Raw genomic sequence first — 17653 nt, 5'->3', positions numbered from 1 at the left:
CACCTGCTCGACCTATCCCGCCTACTCGATCGTTTCCTTCAAGGTGTCTTCGCGCACGGGCAGCAAGACCAGCGCAGAGATGATCACGAGCGGGATGAGCAGCAGGAAGATGGGGGTCAAACCGTCGTTGTAGCTGGTGGCGATGGCGTCGTGAAGCGGCTGCGGCAACTGGCTGACCGACCCTGGTGTCATTGACTGGGACGCGCCTTCTTTGAAGGCTTCCGCGTATTTCGCGGCTTCCGGGCCGAGCTTCGCCAGCGCGACCGGGAGACGCTCTTCCATGTTGTTCTGCATGTTGTGGATGAACACGGTGCCCACAATGGATGCGCCGACGGACATGCCGATCTGGCGGAAGAAGTTGTTCGCGGCGGTGGCGGTGCCCACGACCGAGATCGGGAACGAGTTCTGGACGATGAGGACCAGCACCTGCATCACCATGCCGAGGCCGAAGCCGTAGACGAAGATGTAGATGCCGAGCGTCCACAGGTCGGTGTCGACGGTCAGGCGCGAGAGCAGGTAGCAGCCGACGGCGACGATGCCGAGACCGATAATGGGGAAGATCTTGTAGCTACCCGTGCGGCTGATCAAGGCACCGATGCCGATGGAGGTGATGATCATGCCACCGACCATCGGGATCATCATCAAGCCGGCTTCGGTCGGGGTCATCGAGTGGACCATCTGCAGGTAGGTGGGTAGGTAGGCCATAACGCCGGTCATGGAAATTCCGAGGACGACGCTGGCGATCGTGGTCAGCAGCATGTTGCGGTTGCGGAACAGGTGCATCGGCACGAGCGGATCCTTCGCGCGCAGCTCCACGACGACGAAGACGACCGCGGCGACTGCCGACGTGACCAGCAGCCCGATGATGCGCGGCGAGCCCCACGGGTACTGCAGGCCGCCCCATGTGGTGGCGAGGATGAGCGTGGAGGTCGCGACCGCAATGAGAGCGGCACCGGGCCAGTCGAAGCGGAAATTGCCGCGGTCGCCCTTGGACAGGTCGAGCACGATCGACGCTACCGTCATGGCGAGGATGCCCAGCGGGATATTCATCCACAGCCCCCAACGCCAGCCCGGGCCGTCGGTGAACCAGCCGCCTAGGACGGGGCCGAGGACGGAGGAGATGCCGAAGACGGCTCCCATCACGCCCATGTATTTGCCGCGCTCGCGGGCGGGAACGACCTCGGCGATGATTGCCTGGGAGTTGATCATCATGGCGCCGGCACCGAAGCCCTGGACAGCGCGGCCGATGATGAGCATCGTCATGGTCTGTGCGAAGCCGCCGAGAGCGGAGCCGATGACGAAGAAGACGATGCCGGAGACGTAGAACCACTTGCGGCCGAGGCCGTCGCCAAGCTTGCCGTAAATGGGAAGAGCGATGGTCATGGTGACCATGAACGCGGAAATCACCCAGCTCATGTGCTCAACGCCGCCGAGTTCGCCGACGATGGTTGGCAACGCCGAGGAGAAGATCATCTGGCCGAGCGAGCTCATCAGCATGGTGATGAGCAGCGCCGTGAAGACGAGCCCGACGTTGGGGGCTGTGTGTTGTTGCCGTGGGGTATCTACCATTCGAGTCTCCTTGCGATGTCGGTGATGAAGACTGCGGCGCCGCGCACGTTGTCACGCGCGTCGCGGTCGGGATCGGAAAATTCGGGGTTGAAAGCGGTGGTGCTCACGGCGCTCTGGACGATTTCGATGATCGCCTGAATTTCGGCGTGGGCGGGGTGGTCGGGGGCGAGACGGTCGGAGGGGAAGCGCTCGAAGTGTTCTTCCAGTGCCCCGCCGATAGCGGTCAGGGTGGTGCGGCGGCGCGCGAGAGCGAGGCTTGCCAAGGATGAGTTGGTGGCGAAAATGGCGCGGCGGCGTTCAATGCCGGCGAAGTCGAAGTTCTCTGCGTCGGGCAAGCTGGTCTCCGAGATGATCAGCTCGACGAGGTTGTCGGCTTGCGTCACGGCGATGCGCCGCAGCGCGTCGTCGGTGACAGTCAGAGGCGCGGGCCCGAGGACTGCCTCGTCTTTGCTGTCCATGTAGTTGAAGAATGTCCGCCGGGAGATTCCGGCTTGTGCGCAGATGTCCTCGACGGTGACGTTGTCGAAGCCGTGCTTTTCGACGAGTTCCGTCGCGCTTTCCACGATCCTTGCGCGGGTTTCCCTCCGCTTTTTCTCGCGTTCCACGAGCAGCAAGATTACACCCAGTGCAAGAATTCGCAAGATCGCGCTTATCGACGTTCGCCGCGCACCAAAAAGACCCTGGCAGAAGGCCTGCCAGGGTCCCGGGTGGAGCTAGTGCGGCGAGCTCGCTGTGCCTGCCGTGCCGGCTTTGCTAGCTCAGGTCACCGCTCTAGTTGCGGTCGGTGTTGGCCATGTCGAGGACGTTGAGGCGGCGGTCCAGCTCTTCCTCGGTCAGGTCGTCGCCGATGAAGCCGAGATCGATGACGGTCTGGCGGATGGTCTTGCCTTCCTTCAGGGCCGTCTTGGCGACCTTGGCGGCGTTCTCGTAACCGATCGCGGAGTTCAGCGGGGTCACGATCGAGGGGGAGGACTCGGCGAGGGTCTTCATGCGCTCGACGTTGGGCTCGATGCCGTCGACAAGTTTGGTGGCGAACTGGCGTGCCGTGTTCGCGAGCAGACGCGAAGACTCGAGAACATTGCGGGCCATGACCGGGATGAACACGTTGAGCTCGAACTGGCCCTGCGTGCCGGAGAACGCGACGGCGGCATCGTTACCGATGACCTGGGCGGAGACCTGCGTTGCGGTCTCGCACAGGACCGGGTTGACCTTGCCCGGCATGATGGACGAGCCCGGCTGGAGATCCGGGAGGTGGATCTCGGCGAAGCCGGTCAGCGGGCCGGAACCCATGAGACGAATGTCGTTGGCGATCTTGTATAGGGAGACGGCTACCGTGCGCATTGCGCCGGAGAACTCGACGAGGCCGTCGCGGTTGGCCTGGGCCTCGAAGTGGTTGCCTGCCTCGGTGAGTTCGTTGACGCCGGTGAGCTTCTTGAGCTCCTCGGTGACCTTGGCACCGAAGTCGGCCGGGGTGTTGAGGCCGGTGCCCACGGCCGTGCCGCCGATCGGCAGCTCACCCAGGCGGGGCAGTGAGGACTCGGCGCGGGCGATGCCGAGCTCGATCTGGCGTGCGTAGCCGGAGAACTCCTGGCCCAGTGTCACCGGGACGGCGTCCATGAGGTGGGTGCGGCCGGACTTGACCACGTCCTTCCACTCGTCCGCCTTCTTCTCCAGGGACTCCTGCAGGACCTTCAGGCCCGGGATGAGGTCGTTGACGGCGGCCTCGGTGGCGGCGACGTGCGTCGCGGTCGGGAAGGTGTCGTTGGAGGACTGGCCCATGTTGACGTCGTCGTTCGGGTGGACCTCGACGCCGTTATTCTTCGCGATGGACGCGATGACCTCGTTGGTGTTCATGTTCGATGAGGTGCCGGAACCGGTCTGGAAAACGTCGATCGGGAACTCGTTGTTGTGCTTGCCGTCGGCGATTTCCTTCGCGGCGGCGATGATGGCGTCGGCTTTAGTCGCGTCGAGGGCGCCGGATTCCTTGTTCACCGTCGCGCAGGCGGCCTTGAGCAGGCCGAGCGCTCGGATCTGCTGTGCCTCGAGTCCACGGCCGGAGATGGGGAAGTTCTCCACTGCGCGCTGGGTCTGCGCGCGCCACAGCGCCTGTGCCGGGACCTTCACTTCACCCATGGTGTCGTGCTCGATGCGGTATTCCTGATCAGCCATTATCTTCCTTTGCTTTGATCGTGCTTATCCACCCGCGATTATGCCCCAACCGGGGGTCGTGGAGTGCGGGGATGACCGGATGATGCCCCCGGTTTGAGGTGGTGCGTTTAGTCGATCGGGGAGGAGTAGTCGATGACCGAGTATTCTCGCAGCTTGGACAGCTGGTGCTGCGACTCGACGAGACGCACCGTGCCCGACTTGGAACGCATGGCCAGCGATCGAGTGGTGGCGCCGCTGGCGCGGTAGGACACGCCGCGGAGCATGTCGCCGTTGGTCACGCCGGTGGCGGCGAAAAAGCAGTTGTCGGAGCTGACCAGGTCGTTAATGCCGAGCACTCGGTCGAGGTCGTGACCGGCGGCCAGGACCTTCTCGCGCTCCTCGTCGGACTGTGGGGCGAGCATGCCCTGGATTTCGCCCTCGAGGCACTTCAGGGCGCAGGCCGTGATGACGCCTTCGGGGGTGCCGCCGACGCCCATCGCCAAGTCAATGGAGTTGTTGTTGCGGGCGGCCGCGATGGCGCCGGCGACATCGCCGTCCATGATGAAGCGGACTTTCGCGCCGGCCTCGCGGATCTCGGAGACAAGCTGGGAGTGGCGGGGGCGGTCGAGGACGACGACGGTGACATCGCGCGTGTCGACGCCCTTTGCCTTCGCCACGGCCTGGATGTTGTGGGCGACAGGGGCGGTGATGTCGATCTTGCCCGCGGACTCGGGGCCCACGGCGATCTTGTTCATGTAGAAGGCGTCTCTCGGGTCGAACATCGTGCCGCGCTCGGCAGCGGCGATGACGGAGATGGAGTTGGGGCGGCCCTCAGCCATCAGGCGTGTGCCGTCGACCGGGTCGACCGCGAGGTCGAGTGCGGCGCCTTGGCCGTTGCCGACCTGCTCGCCGTTGAAGAGCATCGGCGCTTCGTCTTTCTCGCCTTCGCCGATGACGATGACGCCGTCCATGGTGACGGAGTTGATCATCTTGCGCATTGCGTCGACCGCGGCGCCGTCGCCCTCGTTCTTCTTGCCGCGGCCGACCCAGCGGCCGGACGCGAGCGCCGCGGCCTCCGTCACGCGAACGAGTTCCATCGCGAGATTGCGGTCCGGAGCTTCAACGGAGTTGGACATGTGCGCCTCCTGGGGCAGTGGTGGGGGTGGTACGTCGGTGAAAATCATGACACCTTCCCACCCATTCTGGCACCTTCAGGGGGAGGGCATGCCTGGTTTCTCACCTGTTCGGGGGCGTTGGGCGTATTTCTGGGCCGGGGGCGCGGCATGCCATACTGGCAGGCGTGGCTAAGGAGAAACCCCGGATTTTCCAGGACGGCAAGGACATGACCATCAACGTCATCGTCATTGTCCTGCTGATGGTCGGCGCAGTCGGCTTCACTGGCATGTGCAGTTTCAATCCGGGGCGCCCGGAAAACGGCCCAGTCCAAGAGGTGGACGGTGCCACGTTCATGGGAATGGAGGCGCGCGCGGTGAAATTCCCGGTGCGTTTCCCGCGGATGCCGGAGGGCTGGGTGAACAACTCGGCGCGCCGCACGACGGTCGGCGAGGACCCGGCACCCGTCGTGGGGTGGGTGACCCCAAAGGAGGGCTACCTGCAGCTCACGCAGACCGGCGCGGATGTCGAGACTGCCGTCGAACGCGTCGATTCCTCGCCCCGCGAGAAGACGGGCACCGCGCTTATCGACGATGCCCAGAGCCTCGAGGCCACCATCTACTCGTCGCCTGAAGCCGATGTCCGCGATGTGTGGGTCGTCGATCTGGGGGATGTGCGCCTTCTGGTGAAGGGCGAAGCAAGGGAGGACGAGTTCCGCGAGCTGCTCGCGACGACGGTCGCCACGGAGCCGCTGCCGGCGACTTAGGCGTGAAACGCCAGGCGTCAAGCAGCAGGCGTTAGGCGTGAAACGCCAAGCGTGAGGCGGGGAGCCGTGAGGGTCGGGCTATTCTTCCTCACCGCCACTGGCCTCACCGGCGCCGAGTGCGGTCTCGACGCGCTTCTGGGCGCCGTCGAGAAGCACTTCGCAGCGCTTGGCGAGGGCTTCGCCGCGCTCCCAGTATTTGAGGGATTCGTCGAGGCTCATTTGGCCGAGCTCGAGAATCTTGACCGTCTCGACGAGCTCGTCGCGCGCTTGCTCGTAGGTGAGGGTTTCGGGGTCGGGGAATGCGTCGTCGTTGGGAGTGCCTTGTCCGTAGGTGTTCTCTGCCATGGTGTTTCTCCTGGTGTTTCGGTTCTTGCTGGTGGTTATTCGGCGGGTGTGGTGGACATTCCGGCGGCGGTGATGGAGCCGTCGCCGACGCGGATACGCAGTTGGGATCCCGGTGGCGCCTGCTCGATGCTGGTGACCACCTGGGCCTCGGTGCCGTCGCGGGGCTGGACCTGGACGACGGCGTAGCCGCGGGCGAGAGTCGCGGACGGGCCAAGGGCGGAGACCTGGGCGCGGAGACCGCGGACCTCGGACTGTTCGACGGCCACGAGCCGGGTGATGTCGCGGCGGATGGACGCCCGTGCGCGGTCGAGTTCCTCTCGGCGCTGCTCGATCGGGGTGAGCGGATTCGCCATCACAGGCCGGGAACGCACTTGGCGCAAGCCTTCACGCTCGCGGTGCACCCACCCGCGCAAGGCGGCGGCCATGCGAGAGCGGGCCTCGGAGAGGAGTTCGAGCTCGGCGGCGACATCGGGGACGACGCGCTTGGCGGCATCCGTCGGGGTGGCGGCGCGCAGGTCGGCGACATTGTCCAGCACGGGGTTATCGGGTTCGTGGCCGATCGCGGAGACCACAGGGGTCTGTGCGGCGGACACGGCGCGCTGGAGGGCTTCCTCGGAGAAGGGCAGGAGGTCCTCCACCGAGCCGCCGCCGCGGGCAATGATGATGACGTCGACGTCTGGGTCGGCGTCGAGAAGCTTGAGCGCATCGATGACTTCCGGGACGGCGTTGGCCCCCTGGACGGCGGTGTTGATGACGCGGAAGTCGACCGCCGGCCAGCGGTCTTTAGCCACGGAGAGGACATCCCGCTCGGCGGCGGAACCGCGGCCGGTGATCAGGCCGACCTTGGTGGGCAGGTAGGGCAGGGGTCGCTTGCGGGAGACGTCGAAAAGCCCTTCCGCCGCGAGCATCTTCCGCAACTGTTCAATCTTGGCTAGCAGCTCGCCTTCGCCCACGTGGCGGATTTCCGTGACCCACATCGAGAACGATCCGCGGCCAGCGTAGAACGCGGGCTTGCCGCGCACCACTACATGGTCGCCGTCTTTCAGCTGCGTCGGCATGCTGCGGAGCAACTCCGTCGACGCGGTGAGCTGCAGGCTCATCTGCTCCTGGGTGTCGCGCAACGTCAAATACGACAGCTTCCACGTCGGCTTGATGTTGACCTGCGTGAGCTGCCCCTCGATCCACAGCCAGCCCAGCCTTTCGATCCATTGCTTGACTGTCTGGTTGACCTGCGAGACCGACCACGGAGTTTCCGGTGTGCTCTTCGGTGGTTGTCCTGACAAAGCTAGCGCCCCCTTTCTCAACTCGCTCGAGCAAGCCAGCTTACCTTTTAGACTGCGTTTCCATTACCCTTGGTTCCATGTCCACCACTGTGAAAAACCTCCTCCTCGCAGCACCCCGCGGATACTGTGCCGGCGTTGACCGCGCAGTCGAGACTGTAGAGAAGGCGCTGGAGAAATACGGCGCTCCCATCTACGTCCGCAAGGAAATCGTCCACAACAAATACGTTGTCGAGACCTTGTCGAAGCGCGGCGTGATCTTCGTCGAGGAGACCGACGAGGTGCCTGAGGGCGCGCATGTGGTGTTCTCCGCCCACGGCGTTTCCCCGGCCGTGCGCGAATCCGCGCAGCAGCGCAACCTCATGGCTCTCGACGCGTCGTGCCCCCTTGTGACCAAGGTGCACAACGAGGTCAAGCGTTTCGCCCGCGACGGCTACCACATCCTGCTCGTCGGCCACGAGGGCCACGAGGAGGTCGAGGGAACCGCGGGCGAGGCCCCGGATGTGGTCCACCTCGTCGACGGCGTCGAAGGTGTCGAGTCCGCGCCGGACTTCCCGGCGGACCAGAAGCTCGTGTGGCTGTCGCAGACCACGCTGTCGGTCGACGAGACTATGGAGATCGTCACCCGCCTGCGCGAGAAGTACCCGAACTTGGAGAACCCGCCGAGCGACGACATCTGCTACGCCACCCAGAACCGCCAGGTCGCCGTGAAGGCGATCGCCGAGCGCGTCGAGTTGATGATCGTGGTCGGTTCCCAGAACTCGTCGAACTCCAAGCGCCTCGTCGAGGTCGCGCTGCAGAACGGCGCCGATGCCGCCTACCTCGTCGACTACGCCAACCAGATCGAGGAGTCCTGGCTCGAGGGCGTCACCACCGTCGGTGTCACCTCCGGCGCGTCCGTCCCGGAGATCCTCGTGCGCGAGGTCGTCGAGTACCTAGACGAGCGCGGCTTCAGCAATGTCGAGCAGGTGACCACTACCACGGAGACGATCACGTTCGCCCTGCCGCGCGACCTGCGTGCGCCGCGTACCAAGGCCTAAGGCTCAGGGCGGTGTCTCAGGACTCGTAGAGGTCGTCGCTGAGCTTGCGGCTCGTTCCGCGCTGGCTCTCGCTGGCAGCCTTTTGGCGCTCCGCGCGGCGGGCGAGGAGCTCTTGGACAGTGACTTTCGTGTCGGTGTCATCGCCGGCGCGGGCGCCCGTGCCGGAGCCGGAAGTACTGCGCCTCCGTGAACGGGACGCTTCGCGGTGGGTGCGCCGGTTGGTGGCGCTGACGCTGCGGCGCTGGCGTTCCTCACGGGCGAGAATGTCCTCGTTCTGTTTCTTTAGCAGTCGGTACCGCAACAGGGCGATGAGCAGAGTGCCCAACGCGACGAAGAGCAGCACCGGGAAATACTGGGTCAGCGGGTACAAGATCAGCAGTGCCGACGCCTTGCTCAGCGACGACTGCCCGTCAGGCAGCTGGAAGTACGCGATCAGCGTGCCAGTCACCAGCAGGAAAAAAGTGAACAGCAGCGGGATCGACGCCACTGTGACGAACAGGCCCTTCGGGTTGACGAAGGTGGCCACGACGATGGCCGCCAGCGCGAAGAGCACGAGGAACGGCAAGCCGACTGCTTCGTTGTACAGGCTGATCAGCCCGCCGGTCACGAGAGCGGCGATGATGATGCCGATGCTGGAACCCGTGGAGAAGCCGGTCAGCGTCGATGCAGACGTGGACGACGAGCGGGGGGAAGCATGAGACACGGTGAAATATATTACCCGCCAGCATTGCCCGCTTTGCTTTCACTCGGCGGGTCTACCCCCATTTTTCTTCGGGGAGTGCGCCAGCCGAATCGTGCTCGGGGCCGGGGACGGCGGTGCGTGTGCGCGTGGACACCGGGTTCAAAGTCGTGGGTGCGGAGGAGGAATGCGCGGGAACATCCAGGTCCTTTAACCGACGCGCTGTGACCATGACACGCGAGTCCATGGACCCAAGGGTGGCGTTGAACGCCTCCACCGCTTTGTCGAGGGAGGTGCCGAGACGGTTGTAATGCTCGGCCATCGTGCCCAGCCGCGTGTACAGCTGCGCGCCGAGGCGCTGGACTTCGTGGGCTTTTTCGGCGGCGGTTTCCTGCTGCCAGCCGAGGCCGACGGTGCGCAGCAGCGCGAAGAGTGTGGTGGGCGTTGCCAGCACAACCCCGCGGTCGAAGGCGAAGTCGAGCAGCTCCGGGTCCTGCTCGAGCGCGGCGTCGAGGAACGGGTCCGCGGGCATGAACATCACGACGAATTCCGGGGTGGGGGAGAACGCCTCCACATAGCTTTTCGACGCCAACGTCGCCACATGGCTCCGCACCAGGTGGCTGTGCCGGCGCAGGTAGCCCTGTTTCTCCTCCGGGTCCTCGGTGCTGAGCGCGTCGAGGTAGGCGCCGAAGGGGACTTTCGCGTCGACGACGATGTTGCGGCCGCGGCTGAGCCGGATCACCATGTCGGGGCGCACCATCTGCCCGTCGATTGACGCGGTGGCTTGGACATCGAAATCGCAGTACCGGGTCATTCCGCCGAGTTCCACGACGCGCTCGAGCTGCATCTCGCCCCATCGTCCGCGGGTGTTGGGGGAGCGCAGCGCGGCGACGAGTTGGTCGGTCCGGTCGCCGAGGCGTGCCGATGCTCTCGTGACTGCCTGCACCTGCCCTGCCAGCGCTGAATAGGCCACGGCACGGTCCTCGTCCATTTCCCGCAGCTGGGCGGAGAGCTGCTCCATGGTGTGGCCGAGGCGGTCCAGTTCCCGCTGCTGCCCGGTATCGGGGGCCGCCGGGGGTTGGGCGGGGCGGCGCTGCTCCTGCCTGACCGACTGGTAGGCGGCACCGACGAATGCCCCGGCCAGAAAAGCGAGGATTGCGACGACAACGAAGAGGGCGATAGCAGTGGGGGTGCTCATGCCCCTCACCTTTGCACACGCCTAGGACACGTCGTCCCCGCCATCCTTGCGCGAGCCGAACAAATTTTCGATCTTCCATTCCTTGCGCGGCCGGAGATTGATCGCGCGTACCTGCTTGACCAGGGTCGAGCCGGGGGCCGTGCGCGGTTCAGGGGCGACGTTCGTCTCCTCCTCGACGGCGGGCGGAGTCCACGGGTGCTGGGACATGAGTTCGTCGCGGGCGTCGTTGCTCTCGCGCTCTTCGGCTTCGGCGAGTGCGCGACCGACATCGGTGGAGAAAGTCAGGTCGCTGGCGCTGACTTCGCCGGCGTGGAGGCGCAAGATGTCCTGGGCGTAACGGAAGACCACGGCCACGGTGGCAGCGACGGGGACTGCCAAGAACGCGCCGACGAGGCCGAAGAGACCGCCGCCGACAGTGACGGAGACCAGCACGATCACTGGGTGCAGGTTCATCGCGCGGGACTGGAGCAGCGGGGAGAGAATGTTGCCCTCCAACTGCTGCACGCCGATGACGATAGCTAGGACAATCAGTGCCTTGGTAAAGCCGAGGGAGACGAGCGCGATCAGCACTGCGAGTGCGCCGGCGACTATCGCACCCACGAGGGGAATGAACCCGGCCATGAACGTGATCACGGCCAGGGTGAACGCCATCGGGACTCCGACGAGGTAGATGCCGAAGCCGATGCAGACGGCGTCGATAAGCGAAACGAGCGCTTGTGCCCGGACGTACCCGCCGAGCGTGTCCCATGTGCGCGTGAGCAGCTCCGTCGCGTGCAGGCCCGCGCGGCCGCCGGTGGCGCTGCGGACCCACGGCAGGAATTTCGGGCCGTCCTTGAGGAAGAAGAAGGTCAGGACCACGACCACGACGAGCGTGATCGACATCGATGTGGCCGTGCTGATGCCGCTGAAGATGCCGCCGGCGATCGCCCCGGCCTTGTTCTGCATCCATGTCGCGATGTCCTGGACGATGCTGTCCACCTGCTCCGCGTCCACGTCGAACGGCAGCGACTCCTGGTTCTGGAGCCACAACTGCAACCCCTGCACACCCTGCCCGGCCTGAATGACAAGGACGCGCGAATTGCGCAGGATGTCCGGAAGGATGATGGCCACGAAGAAGACCAGCACGCCGAAGAACACGAGCAGCGACATCATCGCCGCCAGCCCGCTGGGGACTTTGTGCCGGCGCATGAAATTCGTGATGGGGGACAGCACCGTGCACACGATCAACGCCAGAACAACGGGCAGCACGCCCGCCCAGAATTTGCCCACCAAGTAGAACGCCGCGCCGAGCAGCACCACGATGATGAGCATGCGCAGGGAGAACTGCGCCATGTTCTTCAGCCACGAGTTCACGATCACGGAGCGGTCGACGCGGTTGCCGTACTCGTGCACGGCGCGGGACCCGGCGGACTTCGCGTCCGACGCTTTGACTTCCTCGGCCAGCGCCTGCGCATCGCGCGCACTGCCGTCGGCGGCGGGATCCTTGCCCGAATCCGGGCCATTCAGTGCAGAACTCACGCGCACTATTGTGCCTTAATACGCTTGCCAGGAGCCACGGGTTCGCGCATCGCTTTTCGACGAGCGACCCAACGTGACCCGTATTACATTCTTGCGCTCGGACGCAGTGGCCCCTGTCTTTTCCCTTCCAAAGCTTCCTGAACCCCTTGGAAACGAAGCATGAGATGCGACTGGAATCTGCTGCTGGCGCGGTTCATTTCCAACCGCAGATCCGCGACATGATTTCCAATTTCCGCATTTAGAACAGCTAGAAGACTACGAATGACTTTCCGCTGCACCACCGCGACCACAACGCTGGCGGTGGCCTTCTCCGCCGCTGCTGTCCCAGATGCCGCCGCGCAGTCCTCCTTCGTCGCCGGCCCTGGTGCCGTCAGCCACATCGGTGTCGGTGCCACCTCCACGGACATGAATTTCTCCTGGCGCACCGATTTCCGCGGCGCGGAGTACGTGAAGTACTACCCGGCGGGCCAGCCGGAAAGCGCGCAGACCTTCCGTGTGCAGACCACCGGTGATAACTGGTCCTTCCTCGATTTTTCCGACGCCCAGATCGGCGTCGATCTGCGCGTGAGCGACCAGGCAGAGGCGCGGCGCTCCGCAGTGAAGGCCACCACTGCGCCCGCCCCGATTCATCCTTCGTCCTGCACTCTGGCGACCAGGTCGAAGGCTGGGGCGATCCGGTCACACAGTGGGAAGCCTTCTTCTCCGCCGACGAACCGAAGCGCTACCCGGTCGCGATGTCCAAGGGCAACCACGAGACCTACGCACCGGATAAGCACTTCGACGAGCACCGCAACTTCCCGAACCAGCAGGGCGCCAGCGCCAACTACTTCTTCGAGCGCAATAACGCGCTGTTCGTCGTGCTCGACTCCAATCAGAGCAGCAGCGCCGATATCCGCAACCACGCCGACTTCGTACGCAACACTGTCGCACAGCACGGCGGCGGCAAGGATTGGATCATCGCCGTCATGCACCACGCGCCGTACACGCAGGGCTCGCACGGCACGACGGACGCGGATGTGAAGAAGCTCCGCGAGGGCCTCGCGCCGGTGTTCTCGGATGCGGGCGTGGATATGGTCATGTCTGGCCACGACCATATGTACAACCGCACGCACCTCATCAACGGCCTGACACCGACCGTCCCGGAGGCGCGCCCCGAGCCGGGCGACGTGCTGAAGCCGAAGGCGGGGGAGGTCATGTATGACACCATCACGACTGCCGGCGGCGGCAAGTACTACGACTTCCACAGCGCAGACGGCACCAAGCACCCCGAGTACACCGACCGCTCCCAGACCGAGGGGACGGACCTGCAGGCCAAGGAGATCGCGATCTGGCGCCAGGACAAGACCCCGGACTATGCCGTCGTCGACGTGACCAAGGACAAGCTGACCATGAGCACGTTCAACGTCGCGGATAATTCGCTTGTCGACGAATTCACCCCTCGACAAGACCAACACCGACCGCCCCAAGCCGGGCACCGTCAAGCCGGGCGCGGGGGATGACCCCGCTTCGTCCGGCAGCTCCTCGAGCGACAACGGCAGTGCCGGTGCCAACAAGGCGTCCTCGACCAACGGAACTGCCATCGGCATCGGCATCGGTGTTGCAGTGCTGCTCGGCCTGATCGGCGGTGCGGCGTTGGCTGCGCCGCAGCTGCGCAACGCTGCCGCACAGGTGCCGCAGCTGCGCAACGCTGCCGCACAGGTGCCGCAGCTGCGCGATCTCGCGGCGCAGTTCGGTATTCAGCTGTAGAACGCGAAGACTGAACACAGCCCGACTCCCACGCCCCGTCCGCCCCTCGCTCTGGGTGGCCAGGGCGTGCGTTATCATTGGCCACCGTGAGCCTTACTCTTGGAATCGTCGGTCTGCCCAACGTGGGCAAATCCACCTTGTTCAACGCGTTGACCCGTAACGAGGTCCTGGCGGCCAACTACCCGTTCGCCACCATCGAGCCGAATGTCGGCCTGGTGCCGCTGCCGGACAAGCGCCTCGACCGCCTCGCGGAGATTTTCGGGTCCGCCGAGATCCTTCCTGCGACGGTGTCGTTCGTGGACATCGCCGGCATCGTGAAAGGTGCTTCCGAGGGCGAGGGCATGGGCAACGCCTTCCTCGCCAATATCCGCGAGGCTGACGCGATCTGCCAGGTTGTGCGCGCATTCTCCGACGACAATGTCATTCACGTCGATGGCAAGGTCGACCCGGCCAACGACATTTCGGTCATCAACACCGAGCTGATCCTCGCCGACCTCCAGACCATTGAGAAGGCCCTGCCGCGCTTGGAGAAGGACGGCCGCAAGGACAAGGACACCGCCGCGCAGGCTGAGGAGGCCAAGAAGGCGCAGGAGGTGCTGGAGAACGACACAACTCTCTTCGCAGCGTCCAAGGCCGGTGAGATCGACCTCTCCCTGCTGCGCGACCTGCACCTGATGACGGCGAAGCCCTTCCTCTACGTGTTCAACTCCGACGAGGGCGTCCTCACCGACGACGCCAAGAAAGCGGAGCTGCGTGAGCTCGTCGCTCCCGCCGAGGCCGTCTTCCTCGATGCCCAGACGGAGACCGAGCTTCTCGAGCTCGAGGAAGAGGACGCCGCAGAGCTCCTCGCCGCTGTGGGCCAAGACGAGCCCGGCTTATCGACGCTCGCCCGCGCCGGCTTCGAAACCCTCGGCCTCCAGACCTACCTCACCGCCGGCCCCAAGGAGTCCCGCGCCTGGACCATTCACAAGGGCGACACCGCACCCAAGGCTGCCGGTGTCATCCACACCGACTTTGAGAAGGGTTTCATCAAGGCCGAAGTCGTCGCCTTCGACGACCTCGACGAGCTCGGCTCAATGGCCGAAGCCCGCGCGAACGGCAAGGTCCGCCAGGAGGGCAAGGACTACGTCATGGCTGATGGTGATGTCGTCGAGTTCAAGTTCAACGTAACCTAAGGCGAGCAAGTGCTAGTCGTGTGACAACACGTGCTGCCATTTACCTTCGCATCTCGCTCGATGCTGCCATGGACGGTCTTGCCATCGAGCGTCAGTGAGAAGACTGTAAAGCCATTGCAAAGCAGCGTGGCTGGACGGTCGTACACACCTATGGGAATCAGTCGATCTCGGCCTCTAAGAAAGACGTGGAACGTCCCGACTACGACGCGATGGTCGCTGGTCTTAAGCGAGGCGAGCTAGGCGCGATTATTTTCTAGGACTTGGATCGTCTAACACGACAGCCGGCGCAGATCGAGTGGATCGACAGAGCGGAAGAGCACGGGTTGAAGCTTGTTACCGCGAATGGTGATGGGGACCTCCGTACTGACGGAGGCCGGATGTTCGCGCGCATCAAGGCGGCCGTAGCACGCAGTGAAGTCGAGTGTAAAGAGGCTAGGTTGATCGGTGTGCATCATCCACCCAGGTTCAGGCGCACACGTTTTAATCGCCTGAGCTAAGGATTCGGCGGTCAACGCTATCGTCGGCGATGTAGCCACGGTGTGGGCAACGATTGAACGGTCGAACAGGTCCATCACCGGTGACAGGTAGACCCTCCTCCATCAGCGACGGGTCGGAGAAGTCCGGCAGCGGGACACGTTCCTCCTCTGCGTAGATAATCTCGGTTTGGCCTCCTAGTGAGTGGAACTGGAAGGTGCCCCCGACGGCGACGGCGTTTCGCCGTCGCCTGAGGAACAGGCCACCAGGGTCACGGCGGTGAGCACCGCGGCAACCGCGATGGGCGGCTCTGCGAGGGTGTGCTCGGCATGGATTAGATTTCCATATTCCGGGGCGGTGGGGAAGAAGACGGTGTTCTGGTTGTCTCGGAAGACCACAACACCGAGGAAGATCATCGTGCTGCGCGGTGGGTGGTCTGCAGCGACTCTGCCCACCTCGGCACTCAACCCTGCTGTGGGGGTTACTCGTAGCGAAGCGAGGTGAGCATCCCGGTTGCCATGTGATAGGCGTTATGGCAGTGAAATGCCCACTCACCGGGGTTGTCAGCGATCAGGTCGGCGATCATGGTTTCACCGTGGCGGAGAAGGACGGTGTCCTTGCGTAGCCCGCCGCTGCCGGGCAGCGCCCACGTGTGGCCGTGGATGTGCATGGGATGGGGCATCATGGTCCTGTTGCGCATGACCATCCGCAGGCGCTGGCTCTCCTGGACGGTCGCGGAGGAGGATTGACCGTCGGTGAGAATGCTCCATTCATACGGCATCATCTGCCCGCCCAGGTCGATGCTGACTTCTCGGTCTGGTGTGCCCTCGGGCAGGAGTGCACGGTCTGCTGGCTTCAGGGAGGACAGAAGCAGTCCGGTGGACGACAACTCGGGGAAGTCGACATCGGGGCGGGGGCCTGGCCGCCGGCGGTGCGGATGACGGCGAAGGCGCGGTCGTCCTTACCCACCGCCAAAGCCGTGAGCGGGAAGATGCCGTCGCCGAGGATGACCTCGACGTCGACACGCTCGCCCATCGACAGGTAGATCGATTCGGTCTCCCAGGGCTGGACGGGGAAGCCGTCGGTGTGGGTGACGGTCATGCGGTGACCACCGAGGGCCACCTTGAAGATGGTGTCACCGCCGGAGTTGATAAACCGCAGGCGGGCCTTGTCGCCCGGGCGAGCCTCGAAGGTCCGGTGAGCACGGGGGATACGTCCGTTGATGAGGTAGTGCGGATACATCACATCGCCGGCATCCCCGCCCAGTACCCGGTCCGGGGTGCCGTGCGTCATCTGGCCGTGACCTCCCATCCCCTTCTTCCCGTTATGGTCGCCCGAACCCATTCCGGTGAGCTTGTCGAGCTCATCGTCGGGAGTGCCCTGAATGCCATCGACCCAGTCGTCGAGCACGATGGTCCACTCGACGTCCTGGTCCTCAGCGTCTTGCGGGTCACGGACGATCAGAGGGGCGTGGAGGCCGCGATCAAGCTGCAGGCCGGAGTGGGAATGGTAGAAGTAGGTGCCACCGTGGGGGACTTCAAAAACATAGGAGAAAGATTCGCCAGGTTCAATGGGGTCCTGGGTCATGCCGGGCACACCGTCGGCTGCGTTGTGGAGTGCGATGCCATGCCAGTGGATGGAGGTGCTCTCAGGCAGTTCATTGGTGATATCGACCTGGAGGACGTCGCCGGCGGTGGCCTCAATGGCCGCATCCCCGGTGTCAGAGACGTATCCCCACGTCTTGGCTTCGATGCCGCCGATATCCAGAGACAGGGGCCGGGCGGTCAATGTCCGGCGCACCGTCGGCTCACCGAGCGCAGTGGGGGTGGGAGTGGGGCGAAGGGAGGGACCTGGTGCCGAGGCAGCGGGTCCAGGGTCGCTGGTGCAGGCGGCCACGGCGCCGGTGCCGGCGAGGACGAGCCCGCCGAGCAGCAACTGTCGTCGGGAAAACGCGTTTGTCATGATTTACCTTCCTTGGTGCAAGATTTCAGTGATGCGGGAGACAGGCGCAGGTGAGGATCCTGCTGAGTCATCACGTCAGGTGCAGGTTTGTGACACAGGTGGCACCGTCGTCGGTGGTGGAAAACTCGGTGGTGCCGGTACGCCCCTGGTAGCTGACCTCAATCAGGCCGGTGGCATCATCGGGAAGCCAGAAGCCAATAAATCCGTTGTCGAAGGTGGTTGTTGCCTCGTCCACCAGCACCTCACCGGTCGCCTCATCGGTGATCGTGACGTGGATATCCTCATTGTCGAGTTCCCCCAGGCAGGTCGTGAGGCTGTGGTAGAAGCAGTCGTGGGTGGAGGTGAGATAGGGTGCGATCGAGACATACGTCTGATTGTCGGGAAGATCGACCACGACTTCCTGGTCTTCGCTGGAGAGCAGCAGTTCATTGGCACGCACGGAGGCGATCAGATCCGTGGGACGCTCAGTGACCTTCTGCCGGTCGAGGTGATCAATGATCTCCACCGCGTCCATGGCGGCCAGGCCATGGGTAGTCAGGAATGTGTCCTGGGACTCCGTCCCGTCGGCGGTGGGTTCCGGGTCGGCGGCCGAACACCCCGTGAGGGCGAGGGCGGAGGCTGCGATCGCTGCTCGTTTCAC

17 protein-coding genes and 2 pseudogenes are annotated in these 17653 nt (G+C 64.4%); 6 read left to right on the top strand and 13 right to left on the bottom strand.

Annotation, left to right across the window (positions count from 1 at the left end):
- Positions 1-21: 21 nt before the first annotated feature.
- The 4 genes from QYR03_RS04240 to glpX form a co-directional block, all read right to left on the bottom strand.
- Positions 22-1569: an MDR family MFS transporter gene (locus QYR03_RS04240; protein WP_301713120.1), complete on the bottom strand. Its 1548-nt coding sequence runs from the start codon at positions 1567-1569 to the stop codon at positions 22-24.
- Entirely contained in the window at positions 1563-2174 is a 612-nt protein-coding gene (locus tag QYR03_RS04235) for a TetR/AcrR family transcriptional regulator (protein ID WP_301978892.1), read from the bottom strand. The genes QYR03_RS04240 and QYR03_RS04235 overlap by 7 nt, the downstream gene beginning before the upstream one ends.
- Before the next feature lie 166 nt (positions 2175-2340).
- Entirely contained in the window at positions 2341-3738 is a 1398-nt protein-coding gene (locus QYR03_RS04230; RefSeq protein WP_259851297.1) for a class II fumarate hydratase, read from the bottom strand.
- Positions 3739-3845: 107 nt separating this feature from the next.
- Positions 3846-4853 carry a class II fructose-bisphosphatase gene (gene glpX / locus QYR03_RS04225; RefSeq protein WP_301713546.1) on the bottom strand — a complete coding sequence of 336 codons (1008 nt, stop codon included), beginning with the start codon at positions 4851-4853 and terminating at the stop codon, positions 3846-3848.
- A gap of 164 nt (positions 4854-5017) precedes the next feature.
- Here glpX and QYR03_RS04220 point away from each other — a divergent pair, with 164 nt between their 5' ends.
- On the top strand, positions 5018-5596 hold the full coding sequence (locus tag QYR03_RS04220; RefSeq protein WP_259851299.1) for a DUF4245 domain-containing protein: 579 nt from the start codon (positions 5018-5020) through the stop codon (positions 5594-5596).
- A gap of 78 nt (positions 5597-5674) precedes the next feature.
- Here the strand turns inward: QYR03_RS04220 and QYR03_RS04215 are convergent, their stop codons facing one another.
- Complete coding sequence (locus tag QYR03_RS04215) at positions 5675-5941, bottom strand: exodeoxyribonuclease VII small subunit (protein WP_259851300.1); 267 nt, start codon at positions 5939-5941, stop codon at positions 5675-5677.
- A gap of 35 nt (positions 5942-5976) precedes the next feature.
- Complete coding sequence (gene xseA, locus QYR03_RS04210; protein ID WP_301713547.1) at positions 5977-7224, bottom strand: exodeoxyribonuclease VII large subunit; 1248 nt, start codon at positions 7222-7224, stop codon at positions 5977-5979.
- Positions 7225-7301: 77 nt separating this feature from the next.
- Between xseA and QYR03_RS04205 the strand changes: the two genes are divergently transcribed.
- On the top strand, positions 7302-8261 hold the full coding sequence (locus QYR03_RS04205) for a 4-hydroxy-3-methylbut-2-enyl diphosphate reductase (RefSeq protein WP_301713548.1): 960 nt from the start codon (positions 7302-7304) through the stop codon (positions 8259-8261).
- A gap of 16 nt (positions 8262-8277) precedes the next feature.
- Here the strand turns inward: QYR03_RS04205 and QYR03_RS04200 are convergent, their stop codons facing one another.
- The 4 genes from QYR03_RS04200 to QYR03_RS04185 all read right to left on the bottom strand — a co-directional run bounded on the left by QYR03_RS04200 (position 8278) and on the right by QYR03_RS04185 (position 12286).
- The gene (locus QYR03_RS04200; protein WP_301713549.1) at positions 8278-8964 is read right to left on the bottom strand and encodes a DUF6542 domain-containing protein; all 687 of its coding nucleotides are present in this window, start codon (positions 8962-8964) and stop codon (positions 8278-8280) included.
- Positions 8965-9016: 52 nt separating this feature from the next.
- Positions 9017-10138 (bottom strand): DNA recombination protein RmuC, encoded by a 1122-nt coding sequence (locus QYR03_RS04195; protein WP_301978888.1) that lies wholly within the window; start codon positions 10136-10138, stop codon positions 9017-9019.
- A 21-nt stretch (positions 10139-10159) separates the two neighbouring features.
- On the bottom strand, positions 10160-11530 hold the full coding sequence (locus QYR03_RS04190; protein ID WP_301713535.1) for an AI-2E family transporter: 1371 nt from the start codon (positions 11528-11530) through the stop codon (positions 10160-10162).
- Between the two features lie 381 nt (positions 11531-11911).
- A complete protein-coding gene (locus tag QYR03_RS04185) occupies positions 11912-12286 on the bottom strand; it encodes a hypothetical protein (protein WP_301713533.1) in 375 nt (124 codons plus the stop codon).
- On the opposite strand from QYR03_RS04185, the gene QYR03_RS04180 reads away from it, so the two are divergent.
- The 4 genes and pseudogenes from QYR03_RS04180 to QYR03_RS04165 all read left to right on the top strand — a co-directional run bounded on the left by QYR03_RS04180 (position 12172) and on the right by QYR03_RS04165 (position 15074).
- Positions 12172-13155, top strand: a complete 984-nt coding sequence (locus QYR03_RS04180) for a metallophosphoesterase (RefSeq protein WP_367620406.1) — start codon at positions 12172-12174, stop codon at positions 13153-13155. The two genes, QYR03_RS04185 and QYR03_RS04180, sit on opposite strands and share 115 nt — an antisense overlap.
- Positions 13076-13402: a hypothetical protein gene (locus QYR03_RS04175; RefSeq protein WP_301713532.1), complete on the top strand. Its 327-nt coding sequence runs from the start codon at positions 13076-13078 to the stop codon at positions 13400-13402. Before QYR03_RS04180 ends, QYR03_RS04175 begins: the two co-directional genes overlap by 80 nt.
- Positions 13403-13488: 86 nt before the next feature.
- Positions 13489-14577 (top strand): redox-regulated ATPase YchF, encoded by a 1089-nt coding sequence (ychF, locus tag QYR03_RS04170; RefSeq protein WP_301978886.1) that lies wholly within the window; start codon positions 13489-13491, stop codon positions 14575-14577.
- A 113-nt stretch (positions 14578-14690) separates the two neighbouring features.
- Positions 14691-15074: pseudogene (locus QYR03_RS04165) on the top strand (recombinase family protein).
- A gap of 174 nt (positions 15075-15248) precedes the next feature.
- Here QYR03_RS04165 and QYR03_RS04160 read toward each other — a convergent pair.
- The 3 genes and pseudogenes from QYR03_RS04160 to QYR03_RS04150 form a co-directional block, all read right to left on the bottom strand.
- Positions 15249-15506: a hypothetical protein gene (locus QYR03_RS04160; protein WP_301713500.1), complete on the bottom strand. Its 258-nt coding sequence runs from the start codon at positions 15504-15506 to the stop codon at positions 15249-15251.
- Between the two features lie 26 nt (positions 15507-15532).
- A pseudogene (locus tag QYR03_RS04155) lies at positions 15533-17013 on the bottom strand (multicopper oxidase family protein).
- A gap of 70 nt (positions 17014-17083) precedes the next feature.
- Positions 17084-17653, bottom strand: coding sequence for a CueP family metal-binding protein (locus QYR03_RS04150; protein WP_301712991.1), 570 nt, complete (start codon positions 17651-17653; stop codon positions 17084-17086).

Origin of the sequence: Corynebacterium sp. P4-C1 (genome assembly GCF_030503595.1) — a bacterium.
Lineage (GTDB): Bacteria > Actinomycetota > Actinomycetes > Mycobacteriales > Mycobacteriaceae > Corynebacterium.
Note: the sequence above shows the minus strand (reverse complement) of the source record. Positions and strands in the feature narration are given on the sequence as shown.